Source organism: Mesorhizobium sp. XAP4 (assembly GCF_029269325.1).
GTDB classification, from domain to species: domain Bacteria; phylum Pseudomonadota; class Alphaproteobacteria; order Rhizobiales; family Rhizobiaceae; genus Mesorhizobium; species Mesorhizobium ciceri.
In genome coordinates this window covers 424,980-439,041 of the sequence record NZ_JARIXW010000003.1, presented here as the reverse complement: position 1 = coordinate 439,041, position 14,062 = coordinate 424,980, and the positions used below count along the sequence as shown (strand labels likewise).

The following is a 14,062-nucleotide window of genomic DNA, read 5'->3' as shown; positions in this document are numbered from 1 at the left end:
TGCCTTACGCGGCTCCATTGACGAAGGCCATGTCGGCCCGCGTCAGTTCGACATCGCGCAGTACCCGCATGACCGGAAAATCCTCCGTTTCCGTGGCCGTGATGGCCAGATCGATCGTGACATCGAAGCGCTGCCGGAACGCGTCGATGATCTCGTCGACGATGATTTCGGGCGCCGACGCGCCGGCCGACAGGCCGAGCGTCGAAATGTTGCCGATGTCATTCCACGGAATCTCGGCGGCGCGCTGCACGAGAAGCGACATGGTGGCGCCTGCACGCTCCGCCACTTCGACAAGTCGTCGCGAATTGGATGAATTCGGCGCGCCGACGATCAGATAGAGATCGGCGCCCGGCGCGGTGTCCTTGACGGCTTCCTGGCGGTTGGTGGTGGCATAGCAGATCGATTCCGCCGCTGGCGCCTGCAGCGCCGGAAAGCGATCCTGCAAGGCGCGGATGATGCCGGCGGTGTCCTCGACCGACAATGTGGTCTGGGTAACGAAGCCTAGCGCCTGCGGATCGACGGGCGAGAGCTTTGCGGCATCGGCTTCGGTTTCGATCAGGGTCACCGCTCCGTCCGGGAGCTGGCCCATGGTGCCGATCACCTCGGGATGTCCGGCGTGACCAATCAACAGCACATGACGGCCGAGCCGCTGATGGCGCATCGCCTGCTTGTGGACCTTCGACACCAGCGGGCAAGTGGCATCGAGATAGAAGAGATTGCGCGCCTTCGCATCCGCCGGCACCGATTTCGGCACGCCATGCGCCGAGAACACGACGGGCGACTGCCGATGTTCGGCCGGGATCTCGGAGAGTTCCTCGATGAAGACGGCGCCAAGGCTTTGCAGCCCCTCGACGACGTAGCGGTTGTGCACGATTTCATGGCGGACGTAGACCGGCGCGCCATATTTCTTCAGCGCCAGCACGACGATCTGGATGGCACGGTCGACACCGGCGCAAAAACCGCGCGGCTGGCAGAGCCGGATCGTCAGAGGTGGTTTGGTGGTTGTCTGAAGCATTAAATCCGGGCCGGTTGATCAAAGCCGAAATGAGGTGCGCACCCCTGCCCTGTCAAGGGCATCGGTAGAAAGGGGGCGTCGCTCGCGTTCATTCCTTTTTCGCGGGGCGACGAAGCCGCAGGATGAGCACGGCGGCGAGCGCTGCGGCAAGCCCGTACCAGGTGACGGCATATTGCAGATGGCTGTTCGGCAGGTCGATGATGGTGACGCCGCCAACCGGCAATCCGCCTGGATTTGGAGTCTTGTCTGCGTCGATGAAGATCGGCACCAGCGTGAACCCAGCCGGCAGGCCCGCGCTCGCCGCCATGACGTCGCGGTCCTTCCAGTAGAAGATGTTCTTCGCCACATCGTTGTCGGGCAGCATCATCGACGGCTTTGCTGGCAGGGGGTTGCGGGCGAGCCCCGTGACCGTCACTCTGCCAGTCACCTGTCCCTTGGCGCGCTTGGCGGCATCCTTCAGATCGTAAGGCACGAAGCCGCGATTGATCAGGACGAAGCGGCCGTCGTCGAGCGCCAGCGGCGTGTAGACATTGAAGCCGGCATCGCCTTCCCAGGTCGCGTAAAAATGCCGTTCGCCTTGATGCAGGAACGTCCCGGTGACGGCGACGGGCGTATAATCGACGTCCCCGGTGGCTGCGAATTCTTTCTCGACCTCGGCCAGCGGCCGCGGCGCTGAATGAGTGCGCCGGTCGATGGTCTGCAGAAGGCCTTCCTTCCAATAAAGGCGCTGCACCTGCCAGGTGCCGAGCACCAGCAGGATCAGGAACAGCACAAGGCCAAGGCCGAGCAGCAATGCCGTCCTAGGCCGCGATCGGCCATCGGCTTTAACGGTTGCCTCGCTCATTCGCCGCGATCCAACCGGCCTTCGGCCGCCTTGTTGCGGTATTGCAGCGTCAGCAGCACGCCTTTGATCAGCCGCAGCGCCGCCAGGCACAGCACGACAGCCAGCGGAATCCAGACCAGCAGATGCAACCAGAGCGGCGGGCTAAGCGTGACTTCAACCCAGAGCGCCAGGCCGACGATAAGGAAGCCTATGATCAGGATGACGAACACCGCCGGCCCGTCGCCGGCATCGGCGTAGGAATAATCGAGGCCGCAATTGACGCAGCGCTTGCCGACAGTGAGGAAGCCGGAGAACAACCGCCCCTCGCCGCAGCGCGGGCAGCGGCCATGCAGGCCGGCCGAGATCGGATCCATCGGCGGCCAGATCGCTCTGTCTTCACTCATAGGAGCGTCGTCGCTCATTGCTTACCGCTCGATTTCGATCGGTGTGCCATCGGCCACCAGCGCCCAGATTTCGTCCATGTCGGAGTCCGTAACCGCAATGCAGCCGTCGGTCCAGTCGACCAATTGAAGCAGCCAGCCCCACCAGCCATAACCATTCGGCTGGCCGTGGATCATGATCATGCCGCCCGCGCCGACATTGCGCGCCTTGGCGGCGGCCTCATCATCGGCATTGGGGTACGAAATATGGATCGATTTGTGCGCGATGCTGTTCGGGTTGCGCCAGTCGAGGACATAGTTCCCCTCGGGCGTGCGCTGATCGCCCTCCTGGTGCTTGTGCCCGACGGGATCGCCGCCGAGCGCGATGCCGTAGTTTCGCAGGACCTTGCCGTCGCCGATCAGTTCCAGCCGGCGTTCGGCCTTGTGAACACGCACCAGGCCCACCTTCTCGCCGGCAAAGGCCGGGAGTGCCCCGATCATCAATGCGCAAATAGCCCGGAAGATTGTCAGTCGCATTGGCTATCGATCAGCGATCATTGCGCCAAAAAGAAGAAGGCGGCCACGTTGCCGCGGCCGCCTCCAGAAATGAAAATCCCTCAGGCCTGGATCAGTGGCCCTCGATCACCGCGCCGACCGATCCCCAGACGTAGATCGAGGCGAACAGGAACAGCCAGACCACGTCGACGAAGTGCCAGTACCAGGCGGCCGCCTCGAAGCCGAAATGCTGCTTGGGGGTGAAATCACCCTTCATCGCCCGGATCAGGCAGACCAACAGGAAGATGGTGCCGATGATGACGTGGAACCCGTGGAAGCCGGTCGCCATGAAGAAGGTGGCGCCATAGATGGAATCCTTGAAAGCGAACGGAGCGTGCATGTACTCGTAGGCCTGCACCATGGTGAACAGCATGCCGAGGCCAACGGTCAGCACCAGGCCGTTGATCAGCCCCTTGCGGTCGCCGTGAAGAAGCGAATGGTGCGCCCAGGTCACCGTGGTGCCCGACAGCAGCAGGATGACGGTGTTGTAGAGCGGCAAATGGAAGGGATCGAGAACCTCCATGCCCTTCGGCGGCCAGACGCCACCAGTAAATGTGGCGCGCGCGTAGTTCTGTGCCTCACCGGCAAAAAGGCTGGCATCGAAATAGGCCCAGAACCAGGCAACGAAGAACATCACCTCCGAGGCGATGAACATGATCATGCCATAGCGCAGGTGCAGCGACACGACCCGCGTATGATGACCCTCATGCGCTTCCTTGATCGTGTCCGACCACCAGGCGAACATGGTGTAGAGGACGATCACGAGGCCGATGAAGAACAGCCACGGATTGGCGATGTTGAAGCCGAAGACCGGGAACGACCCGCCCTTCAGATATTCCATCAGGGCGACACCGCCAAAGGCCATGACGAGCGCCCCTACCGAGCCTAGGAAAGGCCATGGGCTCGGGTCGACGAGATGATAGTCATGCTGTGGTTTTGCGTGCGCGTCTGCCATATCAACCCCCGAGATTTGCTTCGGTATTCGAAATTGTCTTGCTGTTGCCATCGGCCGGCGCCGAGGAGGCGACCGGCTTGGTCTTCTCGACCGGGAACATCGTGTAGGACAGCGTGATCGTCTTCACGTCCTTGAGCTCCGGCACATTGACGATGTCGGGGTCCACATAGAACAGGACCGGCATGTCCAGCGTCTCGCCGGGCTTCAGCGTCGTGTCGGTGAAGCAGAAGCACTCGACCTTGTTGAAATAGGGTCCCGCCAGCTCAGGCTGCACGTTGAAGGTGGCGCGGCCGGTCACGGGACGATCGAACTTATTGGTAGCCTGATAGTGCGCCTGCACGGTCTCGCCGATCTTCATCGTCATCGAGCGCTGGACCGGCTGGAACTCCCACGGCACGCCGGCGACGTTGGCATCGAAGCGGACGGTGATCTCGCGGTCGAGCACGCGGCCGGCATACTGCTTCTCGGCACGTTGCGTCGTGCCGCCATAGCCGGTCGCCTGGCAAAACATCTTGTAGAGCGGCACCGCGGCATAGGCCATGCCGATCATGCCGGTGAAGAAGGCGAGGCAGACAGCCGCGACGATGACGTTGCTGTTCTTGCCCGCCGCTTTCCTGGACTTCTCGACGCTCATCACATCGTGCCCAGATTGTGGCCGAACTTCACGATCGTCGCGATGTAGAAAATGACCACCAGCAGCGCCAGCGCCACGCCGATGGCGATAGAACGGCTGCGCTGCGCCTTCTTCTGACGCTCGGTCAACGTGACGGTCTCGAGCTTTTCCTCGATCATGGTCATGCTCCACCCATGGCAAGCGCGCGTTCGACAACGCTGTCGGCCAGATAGGCAGCGAAGATGGCGAAGAGATAAAGCAGCGAATAGGCGAACAGGGCCTTGGCCGGTTTCATGACGCGGTCATCGTCGGCCATGCCAAGCACTTTCCACGCGTACCAGGCAAAACCGACCCCGAGCAGCAGGGCGGCCACGCCATAGAAGGGCGTGGTGTAGCCGAGCAGCCACGGCAGCACGCCTACCGGGGCCAGCACCAGGGCATAGGCGAAGATCTGGCGGCGGGTCGAAGCGTGGCCGGCGACGTTGGGCATCATCGGAATGCCGGCCTTGGCATAGTCCTCGGACTTGAACAGCGCCAGCGCCCAGAAATGCGGCGGCGTCCACAGGAAGATGATCAGGAACAAGACAACGCTTTCGAGGCTGACCGTCCCGGTCACCGCGGCCCAGCCGATCACGGGCGGAATGGCACCGGCGGCCCCGCCGATGACGATGTTCTGCGGCGTCCAGCGCTTCAGCCACATCGTGTAGACGACGGCGTAGAAGAAGATGGTGAAGGCCAGCAGCGTCGCCGCCAGCCAGTTGACCAGCACGCCGAGCGTCATCACCGACAGCACCGACAGCACCAGCCCGAAGGTCAGCGCTTCGTGCGGCTGGATGCGACCGGCCGGGACCGGGCGGCTGGCGGTCCTGGTCATCACGGCATCGATGTCGGCATCGTACCACATGTTGAGCGCGCCGGAGGCGCCAGCACCTATCGCAATAGCCAGGATGGCGATCACCGCCAGCAGAGGGTTGATGGTCACGGGGGCGGCGACCAGGCCGACAAAGGCGGTGAACACCACCAGCGACATGACGCGCGGCTTCAGCAGCGCGAAGAAATCGCCCGCCGTCGCTTCCGACATGCGAAAGCCCGCTTCGTCAATCAATGGGTCGTCGACAAGGGCCATGCGTACTTAAGTCCATCATCCGTTGGCCAAAACCGCCGGCGGACCGGCGGTTTCGTATTCGAGCGGGCAGCCGCCTTACTTGATCTTCGGCAGCTGTTCCCACTGGTGGAAGGGCGGCGGCGAAGGCAGCTGCCATTCGAGCGTCGTTGCGCCCTCGCCCCATGGGTTGGCGCCGGCGATCCGCTTCTTCTGGAAGGCCTCGAACACGCCATAGAGGAAGATCAGGACGCCGACGGCCGAGATGTAGGAGCCGATGGACGACACATAGTTCCAGCCGGCAAACGCATCGGGGTAGTCGATGGTGCGGCGCGGCATGCCGGCGAGACCGAGGAAGTGCTGCGGGAAGAAGATCAGGTTCACGCCGACGAAGGTGACCCAGAAGTGGGTGTTGGCGATGACGGGCGAATACATGTAGCCGGTCATCTTCGGGAACCAGTAGTACCAGCCGGCGAAGATGGCGAACACCGCGCCCAGCGACAGCACGTAGTGGAAGTGGGCGATGACGAAATAGGTGTCATGCAGCGAGCGGTCGAGGCCGGCATTGGCCAGCTGGACGCCGGTGACGCCGCCGATGGTGAACAGGAAGATGAAGCCCAGCGCCCACAGCATCGGCGTCTTGAACGAGATCGACCCGCCCCACATCGTCGCGATCCAGGAGAAGATCTTCACGCCTGTCGGCACCGCGATGACCATGGTGGCGAAGACGAAGTAGCGCTGCGTGTCGAGCGACAGGCCGGTCGTGTACATGTGGTGCGCCCAGACGATGAAGCCGACGGCGCCGATCGCCACCATGGCGTAGGCCATGCCGAGGTAACCGAACACCGGCTTCCTCGAGAAGGTCGAGATGACGTGGCTGATGATGCCGAAGCCCGGCAGGATCAGGATGTACACTTCAGGGTGACCGAAGAACCAGAACAGGTGCTGGAACAGGATCGGGTCGCCGCCGCCATCGGGCGCAAAGAAGGTGGTGCCGAAATTGCGGTCGGTGAGCAGCATGGTGATGCCGCCGGCCAGAACCGGCAATGACAGCAGGAGCAGGAAGGCGGTGATCAGCACCGACCAGGCAAACAGCGGCATCTTGTGCAGCGTCATGCCAGGCGCGCGCATGTTGAAGATGGTGGTGATGAAGTTGATGGCGCCGAGGATCGACGAGGCACCGGCAATGTGGATCGACAGGATCGCCAGATCCATGGCCGGCCCGGGCTGGCCCGAAGTCGACAATGGCGGATAAAGCGTCCAGCCGCCACCGACGCCATAGGCACCCGGTGCGCTCGGCATGAACATCGAGGTGAGCAGCAGGATGAAGGCCGGCGGCAGCAGCCAGAAGGAGATGTTGTTCATGCGCGGGAACGCCATGTCGGGCGCGCCGATCATGATCGGGACCATCCAGTTGGCGAAACCGCCGATCAGCGCCGGCATGACCATGAAGAAGATCATGATCAGGGCGTGCGCGGTGGCGAAGGCATTGTACATGCTCTTGCCGCCGTCGATCGCGGCGTCACCGTTCATGCCGTAGACCATCTGCGCCAGACCGCTGAAGATCTGGATGCCAGGCTCCTGCAGCTCCATGCGGATGGCGACCGACAAGGCGCCGCCGATGATGCCGGCCATGATCGCGAAGATCAGGTAGAGCGTGCCGATGTCCTTGTGGTTGGTCGAATAAACCCAGCGCACCCAGCCGTGATAAGGCTTGTGGTCGTGCCCGTCGTGAGCTGCAGCGTCTGCCATGTTCCGCTCCGTTCCCTAAATCTTGCTAACCCGCGGCATCAGTTGCCGGCGGCCGCTACCTTGTTCTGGCCGTCGACCTCGGCCATCAGCGTCTTGTTGGCGCCGGGCAGATCGGTCTTGGCTGCCGCCAGCCAGGTCTTGAACTGCGCATCGGAGACGACGCGGATGGCGATCGGCATGAAGGCATGGTCCTTGCCGCAGAGCTGCGAGCACTGGCCGTAAAAAATACCTTCCTTCTCCGCCTTGAACCAGGTCTCGTTGGTGCGACCCGGAACGGCGTCGATCTTGATGCCGAACGACGGCATGGCGAAGGAGTGGATCACGTCGGTCGCGGTGACGAGCACGCGGGTCATGGTGTTGACCGGCACGACCAGCTCGTTGTCGACGGCCAGCAGGCGCGGGTAGACCTTGCGGTCCTCCTTGCCGGCAGCGGCGCGTTCGGCGTCCTGGAGGATCGCGGAGTTGAAAGAGAGCGTGTTGTCGGTCTGGTACTCGTAGTCCCAGTTCCACTGGTTGCCGGTCGCCTTGACGGTCAGCTTTGCTTCTTCCGGCGGCGTGTATTGCGCGGTCAGCAACTGGAACGAGGGGATAGCGATGAGGAGCAGGATGACGACAGGTCCGATCGTCCAGATCAACTCGATCCACGTGTTGTGGCTGGTCTTGGACGGAACCGGGTTGGCGCTCGCGCGGAATCTGATGATGCAATAGGCGAGAAGAATCAGCACCAGGATGGTGATCGGGACGATGAACCACATCGTGTAGTTCCCGAACCACTCGATCTGCCGCATCATGTCGGTCGCCGGCGCCTGGAAGGTTGTCTCCCAGTTCTTGGGCTGGTCGGCATGGGCGGATGCGCCGGCGAAAAACGTGATAGCGGCACAAGCACTTAGAAACTTGGCACTTGCTGGAACCTTGGCGTTTGCCAGGAAATTTCTCATCGCCCTCATCGTCTCCCAGTTCCTCGCTGTGGTACCCACGAGAATAACGAACAATGCCGGGACGGGAATCCCGACAGTTTCAAGCTGGTTCAAACCATACTCTTTTTCCCTCCGCAAGAAAGGAGCGGACGAAACCGTGCGGCATTTTTGCGCGCAAGCCCGGATGTGCCTTTGGAGGCAGCCGCGGCAGCCCCGAATCGCCTACATTGAACCCACAGCGGCATTCCCGCGGCGCGCACGTGCCGAACGTCGCAATTCGGGCGAAATTGGCAGGGAAAAGCGCCGTATTGGCTTTTTCGGGGCAGACCTGGTGCGGTCTCGTCCTTTACTTGGCTTTGGCGCGGCTTAAAGTGCCGTGATTCGCAATGGAGCCGTCATGAATTACTGGCTTTCGAGAAACTCTCGGTTTTCGAGAAACTGGGCGAAGGTCATCTTTTTCGCCGCCCTGTCTGGCATCGGCTTATCCGCGATCGTGTCCGGCACGGCGAACGCCGCGCAACCGAGCGGTACCGTTCGCTCGACGCATGGCGCATGGTCGATCATCTGCGACACGCCGGCCGGTGCCACCTCGGAACAATGCGTGATGATGCAGAACGTCGTCGCCGAGGACCGTCCGGAGATGGGACTGTCGGTCGTCGTGCTGCGCACCGCCGACAACAAGGCGGAGATCCTGCGCGTGCTGGCGCCGCTCGGCGTGCTTTTGCCCAACGGGCTTGGCCTCAATGTCGACGGCAAGGACATCGGTCGCGCCTATTTCGTGCGCTGTTTCCAGGACGGCTGCTATGCCGAGGTTATCCTCGAAAAGCCGCTTCTCGACACGCTGAAGACCGGCACGTCGGCCACCTTCATTGTCTTCCAGACCCCGGAAGAAGGCATCGGCATCCCGGTCGACCTCAAGGGTTTTGCCGACGGCTTCGCCGCCCTCCCCTGAAAGCCCGGCGACATCACCGGCTTCATCAACCAGAAGTGACGTCGACGGTCTGCTGGCAAACCGCTTTTGTCTTCACAATGCGGCTGAGCGATTGTCTCGGCGCACCTTCGCGCCTACATCGTGGCAAAGACCCATTCCTCCTGTGAACGGACGCGCCATGAACAGCCTGATCGGCCAATTCGACATTTCAGACGATCGCATCAAGCAGATCGTCGCCGAAACCATCAACGGCGCCGATGACGGCGAGCTGTTCCTCGAATACAGCGAGAGCGAAGCGCTGATGTTCGACAATGGCCGGCTGAAGACCGCCAACTTCAACACCGACCAAGGGTTTGGCCTGCGCGCGGTTGCCGGCGAAGCCAGCGGCTATGCCCATTCCAGCGATCTCTCCGAAGCTTCGCTGCTGCGCGCGGCCGATGCCGTTTCGACCGTCAAGGGCGGCTATTCCGGCACGCTTGCCGCCGCACCCGCCCGCACCAACCGCCATCTCTATGGCGAAGAGAATCCGATCCCCTCGCCCTCCTTCGAGGCCAAGGCAAAGCTCCTGCAGGAAATCGACGCCTGGCTGCGCGCCGAGGACCCGCGCGTGCGGCAGGTTTCGGCATCGCTCGCCGCATCCTGGCAGCATGTCGAGATCGTGCGCGCCGACGGCCAAATGGTGCGCGACATCCGCCCGCTTGTCCGCGTCAACGTCTCCGTCGTTGTCGGCAATGGCGACCGCCAGGAGAGCGGCTCCTACGGCATGGGCGGCCGCAAGGCGTTTGGCGAATTCCTGGTCGAGGACAGCTGGAAGCACGCCGCCAAGGAGGCGCTCAGGCAAGCTCTGGTCAATCTCGAGGCGATACCGGCGCCGGCCGGCACTTTCGACATCGTCTTGTCCAGCGGCTGGCCGGGCGTCATGCTGCACGAGGCCGTCGGCCATGGGCTGGAAGGCGATTTCAACCGCAAGAAGACCTCGGCCTTCGCCGGACTGCTCGGCCAGCAGGTCGCCGCCAAGGGGGTGACCGTCGTCGACGACGGCACGATGCCCGAGCGGCGCGGCTCGCTGACAGTCGACGACGAAGGCACGCCTTCAGCCCGCAATGTGCTGATCGAGGACGGCAAGCTGGTCGGCTACATGCAGGATCGCCAGAACGCCCGGCTGATGGGCATGAAGGCAACCGGCAACGGCCGCCGCGAAGGCTACGCACACCAGCCGATGCCGCGCATGACCAACACCTATATGACGGCGGGCGACATGGAGCCGGACGAAATCATCGCCTCGGTCAAGAACGGCATCTATGCCGTCTCCTTCGGTGGCGGCCAGGTCGACATCACCTCGGGCAAATTCGTGTTCGGCTGCACCGAGGCCTACATGATCGAGAACGGCAAGGTGACGCAGCCGATCAAGGGCGCGATGCTGATAGGCAACGGTCCGGACGCCATGCATCGCGTCTCGATGATCGGCAACGACATGAAGCTTGACACCGGCATCGGCATGTGCGGCAAGGCCGGACAGGGCGTGCCGGTCGGCGTCGGCCAGCCGCATCTGCGCATGAACCAGATGACGGTGGGCGGCACGCGGGTCTGAGCGAACGGCCCCGATGGCCGGGCCGTTATGCCTTGCCGATAGACCGGCGCGAAGTCGTGTAGAGAATCAGGAAGGCGATGACGCCACCGATCGCATATTTGACCCAAGCACTCAGGCAGTCGACGGTCCCGTCATGGCCGGAGACATACAGCGCAGCTGCGACAAACGTCATGGCCGCGATGCCAAGTGCATAGGACGGCAATAGCCCGGTTCGAGCGATCTTTCGCAAAATCCAGGCGACGAGCGCACCCGAGAGCGCCATCATGAGAGTTGCGCCGGCGCTTACGTTATGCGGCGCCTGACATCGCGCTGCGGACATTTGGCGGGCTCTCAACAGTAGAGGTCGCGGACAGCGCGGTGGTGTCGTCCGCACTCGACCTCGCGAAGAAGGGAATGGATTTCGCAGATGCTCTGCATCTGGGGAAATCAGCTCATTGCGCTGGCTTGCAACCTTTGATCGTAATTTCCCAAGGCTGCAAAGACGGCGGGATATGACAGCTTGCAGGAAGCATGACAAAGGTCCGTCGCTGGCGCCTGATGGTCGCGTCAGACCGAATGCGCCCGCTGATGCTTGCGTTTTCCAGTTTGAATTCCCGGCTGCACCTTGAAGTGAACACAATCGGCATTAGGAAATTGTTAGGTGTTTAACTGCCTGGGCTGCCGTTTCCGCACGAACGCAGTGCCGGCCCTCTGGTTGCGGTGGTGTTGGCAATGCGGCATTTCCCCGGCGTCCTGACCTCCTCTTTCCTGCTTGGCTTCGTTTCGTTGATTGGCGCGACATGGTTGCAAGCCAGTCCAGCGGCGGCACAGTCGACATCGTTCAAGTCGCGATCGACGCAATCTGCCGCAGTTGGTGGAAGCACCAGCGTCCCCTACGGTTGGGTCGATTTCTGCCATCGCCGGCCAAAGGAGTGCAAGGTGCCCGCTCTGCCGGCGGCGAATGTCAAGCTGACCGCGCAGAACCTACGCATCCTCAAGCGGATAAATCACAAGGCGAACAGCGCCATCAAACCCGTCAGCAATTTCGATCACTGGGGTACGATGGCGGATCACTGGGACTATCCGGTGGACGGCAAGGGCGACTGCAAGATCTACGCGCTCTACAAGCGCAAGCTTCTTCTGGCAGCGGGATTCCCCCGGCAGGCGTTGCTGATGACCGTGGTGCGCGACCTGGACAATGAAGGCCACACCATTCTGACGGTGAAAACCGACAAGGGCGATCTTGTCCTGGACAATCTGGTCAATGAGATCAGGCCCTGGAACGCGACGGGCTATTACTTCGTGAAACGCCAGTCGCAGCAGAACCCAAACACCTGGGTGTCGATCAACCAACGCGGCGGCACGTCGAAACGACTGTCGCCAAGTTCGTAGGGCCGAAGCCTCCAGGCTATCGCCGCTTCTTCGGCTTCTCCAGCAGTGCCACCGCTTCGACATGCGGCGACCACAGGAACTGGTCGATCGGCGTCACGCTCTTCAAGGCGTAGCCGCCGTCGATGAGGATGCGCAGGTCGCGAGCCAGCGTCACCGGATTGCAGGATACCGCAGCAACGTAGGGAACATCCGAGCGGGCGATCTGCTTCGACTGGTCCTCGGCGCCGGCGCGCGGCGGGTCGAACACCACACCGTCGAACGCATTCAACTCCTTGAACGTCAGCGGCCGGCGGAACAGGTCGCGGCGTTCGCCCGTCACCCGCTTCAAGCCGGTGGCGAAGCGCGATCCACGGTCGAGCGCTGAAAGCGCTGCCGCATCGCCTTCCACCGCATGGACTTCCGACTTCGCGGCCAGGCGCAGAGCAAAGCTACCGCAACCGGCGAAAAGATCCGCCACCTTCTTGGCACGCTTCAGATGTCCGCCGACGATGTCGGCCATCGCCTGTTCGGCGGCCTCGGTTGCCTGCAGGAACGCGCCCGGGGGCAAGGCGACAGCGACGCTGCCGAACATGACCACCGGCTTTTTCGGCTCGATGATGATTTCGTCATCGATGGACAGCCTGGCAAAGCCCTGCGCCATGACGAAGTTAGCCGCGATCCGGCGCTGGTGCTCCCCGAGCTTGCCGGATTCGTGAACCGCGACATCAAGCCCCGAACCGGTCACGGTGACCGCCAGCCGGAACGATTTGGTGGTTGCGCAGACCAATTCGGCGAGCGCCTTCAAGCGATCGAGGGCGGCAACGATCTCCGGCAGCGAGATCGGGCATTCCGATATGGCGACGATCTCCGGCGACAGATGGCGATGGAAGCCGAGCAGCATGCCTGTCTCGGTGCGCCGGGCGGCAAGCACGACACGGCGGCGCGTCTGCGGTGCGCAGGCGACCAGGTCACCGATCTCGCAATCGATGCCCTTGCCCTTCAGGATGTGCGCCACTTTTTCGCGCTTCCACCGGCGATAGGCTTCGGCTTCGAAATGCTGGAGCGCGCAACCGCCGCATTCGGTGAAGTGGCGGCAGGCGGGATCGATGCGCAGCGGCGATGCTTCCAGCACCGCCATCAGCATGGCGCGATCCCGTTCGCGCGCGGCGGTGACCGTTTCACCGGGCAGTGTGAAGGGAATGAACAGATCGCCTGTCTCGGTCTCGGCGACACCGTCGCCCTGAGCGCCAAGTTTCCTGATGCTGAAGCGCGCGCTCATCGGTCCTTGATCCCACCGAGCAGGAATTCGCGATTGCCGTCGCCGCCATCGATCGGCGACAGATGCAGCCCCAGCGAGCGCCAGCCGGGAACGGAGTCCAGCCAATCCTGCAGCAGGCCGGCGACACGGGCGGCATCGAAGGGATCCTTCAACAGACCACCCTTGCCGATCGCTTCCCTGCCGGCCTCGAATTGCGGCTTGACCAGAAACATGGCCTTTGCGCCAGCCTTGGCCAGACCAAGGGCCGGCGGCAGCGCCAGTTTCAGCGAGATGAAGCTGACGTCGGAGACGATGAAATCCGGAATACGCCCGCCGAGATCGGTGACGGCGAGGTCGCGGGCGTTCAGCCCTTCGATCACCGTCACACGCGGGTCGCCGCCGATATCAGGATGCATCTGGCCACGACCGACATCCACGGCGGTGACATGGGCCACGCCGCGCTCGAGCAACACCTGGGTGAAGCCGCCGGTCGAGGCGCCGATGTCGAGCGCTTCACGGCCGGCAGGATCGAGGCCGAAATGATCGAGCCCGCCGATCAGCTTGAGTGCCGCGCGCGACACATAGCCTTGCGCCGGATCATCGATGGTAACGTGACATTGCGGCAAAACGCTCTGGCCGGGCTTGCGCGCAATGACGCCGTCGACGGTCACAGTGCCGCGCTCGACCGCGTCGCGGGCACGCGAGCGGCTGGCAAACAGCCCGCGCTGGACGAGCAGGTCGTCGAGCCGCTGGCGTGCGCTGGCTGGCAGAGGCGAATTCATCGGCCTTCATGGCGAAAGCCGACGACGATGGCAAGAGC

16 protein-coding genes are annotated in these 14,062 nt (G+C 62.7%); 3 read left to right on the top strand and 13 right to left on the bottom strand.

All coding sequences use genetic code 11. The annotated features are described in order from the left end of the window. Positions 1–4: 4 nt before the first annotated feature. From ispH to coxB, 10 genes are all read right to left on the bottom strand, one after another. The gene (gene ispH / locus P3C39_RS15565; protein WP_013532771.1) at positions 5–1,015 is read right to left on the bottom strand and encodes a 4-hydroxy-3-methylbut-2-enyl diphosphate reductase; all 1,011 of its coding nucleotides are present in this window, start codon (positions 1,013–1,015) and stop codon (positions 5–7) included. 88 nt (positions 1,016–1,103) lie between these two features. Further along, on the bottom strand, positions 1,104–1,859 hold the full coding sequence (locus P3C39_RS15560) for an SURF1 family protein (protein WP_275953735.1): 756 nt from the start codon (positions 1,857–1,859) through the stop codon (positions 1,104–1,106). Continuing rightward, complete coding sequence (locus tag P3C39_RS15555) at positions 1,856–2,242, bottom strand: DUF983 domain-containing protein (RefSeq protein WP_275953736.1); 387 nt, start codon at positions 2,240–2,242, stop codon at positions 1,856–1,858. The genes P3C39_RS15560 and P3C39_RS15555 overlap by 4 nt, the downstream gene beginning before the upstream one ends. A 21-nt stretch (positions 2,243–2,263) precedes the next feature. Continuing rightward, entirely contained in the window at positions 2,264–2,719 is a 456-nt protein-coding gene (locus P3C39_RS15550; RefSeq protein ID WP_245268567.1) for a L,D-transpeptidase family protein, read from the bottom strand. Positions 2,720–2,846: 127 nt separating this feature from the next. Further along, complete coding sequence (locus P3C39_RS15545) at positions 2,847–3,728, bottom strand: cytochrome c oxidase subunit 3 (protein ID WP_013532775.1); 882 nt, start codon at positions 3,726–3,728, stop codon at positions 2,847–2,849. Position 3,729: 1 nt separating this feature from the next. Then, positions 3,730–4,362 (bottom strand): cytochrome c oxidase assembly protein, encoded by a 633-nt coding sequence (locus P3C39_RS15540; protein ID WP_224674071.1) that lies wholly within the window; start codon positions 4,360–4,362, stop codon positions 3,730–3,732. Beyond that, positions 4,362–4,520, bottom strand: coding sequence for a hypothetical protein (locus P3C39_RS15535; RefSeq protein WP_013532777.1), 159 nt, complete (start codon positions 4,518–4,520; stop codon positions 4,362–4,364). Before P3C39_RS15535 ends, P3C39_RS15540 begins: the two co-directional genes overlap by 1 nt. A 2-nt stretch (positions 4,521–4,522) precedes the next feature. After that, positions 4,523–5,467, bottom strand: coding sequence for a heme o synthase (locus P3C39_RS15530; protein ID WP_127365999.1), 945 nt, complete (start codon positions 5,465–5,467; stop codon positions 4,523–4,525). Between the two features lie 75 nt (positions 5,468–5,542). Beyond that, a complete protein-coding gene (gene ctaD / locus P3C39_RS15525) occupies positions 5,543–7,195 on the bottom strand; it encodes a cytochrome c oxidase subunit I (protein WP_013532779.1) in 1,653 nt (550 codons plus the stop codon). A gap of 38 nt (positions 7,196–7,233) precedes the next feature. After that, positions 7,234–8,250 (bottom strand): cytochrome c oxidase subunit II, encoded by a 1,017-nt coding sequence (gene coxB, locus P3C39_RS15520; protein ID WP_032809847.1) that lies wholly within the window; start codon positions 8,248–8,250, stop codon positions 7,234–7,236. Positions 8,251–8,509: 259 nt separating this feature from the next. Here coxB and P3C39_RS15515 point away from each other — a divergent pair, with 259 nt between their 5' ends. Both P3C39_RS15515 and tldD read left to right on the top strand, forming a co-directional pair. Next, on the top strand, positions 8,510–9,064 hold the full coding sequence (locus P3C39_RS15515) for an invasion associated locus B family protein (RefSeq protein WP_013532781.1): 555 nt from the start codon (positions 8,510–8,512) through the stop codon (positions 9,062–9,064). Between the two features lie 157 nt (positions 9,065–9,221). Continuing rightward, the gene (gene tldD / locus P3C39_RS15510) at positions 9,222–10,634 is read left to right on the top strand and encodes a metalloprotease TldD (protein ID WP_024503610.1); all 1,413 of its coding nucleotides are present in this window, start codon (positions 9,222–9,224) and stop codon (positions 10,632–10,634) included. A 25-nt stretch (positions 10,635–10,659) separates the two neighbouring features. On the opposite strand, the gene P3C39_RS15505 is transcribed toward tldD, so the two are convergent. Further along, positions 10,660–10,899 carry a hypothetical protein gene (locus P3C39_RS15505; RefSeq protein WP_275953737.1) on the bottom strand — a complete coding sequence of 80 codons (240 nt, stop codon included), beginning with the start codon at positions 10,897–10,899 and terminating at the stop codon, positions 10,660–10,662. 446 nt (positions 10,900–11,345) lie between these two features. On the opposite strand from P3C39_RS15505, the gene P3C39_RS15500 reads away from it, so the two are divergent. After that, a complete protein-coding gene (locus tag P3C39_RS15500) occupies positions 11,346–12,005 on the top strand; it encodes a transglutaminase-like cysteine peptidase (RefSeq protein ID WP_275953738.1) in 660 nt (219 codons plus the stop codon). A gap of 16 nt (positions 12,006–12,021) precedes the next feature. Here P3C39_RS15500 and P3C39_RS15495 read toward each other — a convergent pair whose 3' ends face one another. Together P3C39_RS15495 and P3C39_RS15490 are read right to left on the bottom strand one after the other, a co-directional pair. After that, entirely contained in the window at positions 12,022–13,263 is a 1,242-nt protein-coding gene (locus P3C39_RS15495; RefSeq protein ID WP_224674069.1) for a class I SAM-dependent RNA methyltransferase, read from the bottom strand. Next, complete coding sequence (locus P3C39_RS15490; protein ID WP_275953739.1) at positions 13,260–14,024, bottom strand: TlyA family RNA methyltransferase; 765 nt, start codon at positions 14,022–14,024, stop codon at positions 13,260–13,262. The genes P3C39_RS15495 and P3C39_RS15490 overlap by 4 nt, the downstream gene beginning before the upstream one ends. Positions 14,025–14,062: the final 38 nt, after the last annotated feature.

What these genes read in the sequence shown, in the direction of transcription:
- P3C39_RS15545 (WP_013532775.1), bottom strand. Translation starts at nt 3,728, where the DNA reads ATGGCAGACGCGCACGCAAAACCACAGCATGACTATCATCTCGTCGAC.
- P3C39_RS15530 (WP_127365999.1), bottom strand. Translation starts at nt 5,467, where the DNA reads ATGGCCCTTGTCGACGACCCATTGATTGACGAAGCGGGCTTTCGCATG.
- P3C39_RS15515 (WP_013532781.1), top strand. Translation starts at nt 8,510, where the DNA reads ATGAATTACTGGCTTTCGAGAAACTCTCGGTTTTCGAGAAACTGGGCG.
- P3C39_RS15490 (WP_275953739.1), bottom strand. Translation starts at nt 14,024, where the DNA reads ATGAATTCGCCTCTGCCAGCCAGCGCACGCCAGCGGCTCGACGACCTG.
- ctaD (WP_013532779.1), bottom strand. Translation starts at nt 7,195, where the DNA reads ATGGCAGACGCTGCAGCTCACGACGGGCACGACCACAAGCCTTATCAC.
- P3C39_RS15500 (WP_275953738.1), top strand. Translation starts at nt 11,346, where the DNA reads ATGCGGCATTTCCCCGGCGTCCTGACCTCCTCTTTCCTGCTTGGCTTC.
- P3C39_RS15550 (WP_245268567.1), bottom strand. Translation starts at nt 2,719, where the DNA reads ATGATCGGGGCACTCCCGGCCTTTGCCGGCGAGAAGGTGGGCCTGGTG.
- P3C39_RS15555 (WP_275953736.1), bottom strand. Translation starts at nt 2,242, where the DNA reads ATGAGTGAAGACAGAGCGATCTGGCCGCCGATGGATCCGATCTCGGCC.
- P3C39_RS15495 (WP_224674069.1), bottom strand. Translation starts at nt 13,263, where the DNA reads ATGAGCGCGCGCTTCAGCATCAGGAAACTTGGCGCTCAGGGCGACGGT.
- P3C39_RS15535 (WP_013532777.1), bottom strand. Translation starts at nt 4,520, where the DNA reads ATGATCGAGGAAAAGCTCGAGACCGTCACGTTGACCGAGCGTCAGAAG.
- ispH (WP_013532771.1), bottom strand. Translation starts at nt 1,015, where the DNA reads ATGCTTCAGACAACCACCAAACCACCTCTGACGATCCGGCTCTGCCAG.
- P3C39_RS15540 (WP_224674071.1), bottom strand. Translation starts at nt 4,362, where the DNA reads ATGAGCGTCGAGAAGTCCAGGAAAGCGGCGGGCAAGAACAGCAACGTC.
- P3C39_RS15505 (WP_275953737.1), bottom strand. Translation starts at nt 10,899, where the DNA reads ATGATGGCGCTCTCGGGTGCGCTCGTCGCCTGGATTTTGCGAAAGATC.
- P3C39_RS15560 (WP_275953735.1), bottom strand. Translation starts at nt 1,859, where the DNA reads ATGAGCGAGGCAACCGTTAAAGCCGATGGCCGATCGCGGCCTAGGACG.
- tldD (WP_024503610.1), top strand. Translation starts at nt 9,222, where the DNA reads ATGAACAGCCTGATCGGCCAATTCGACATTTCAGACGATCGCATCAAG.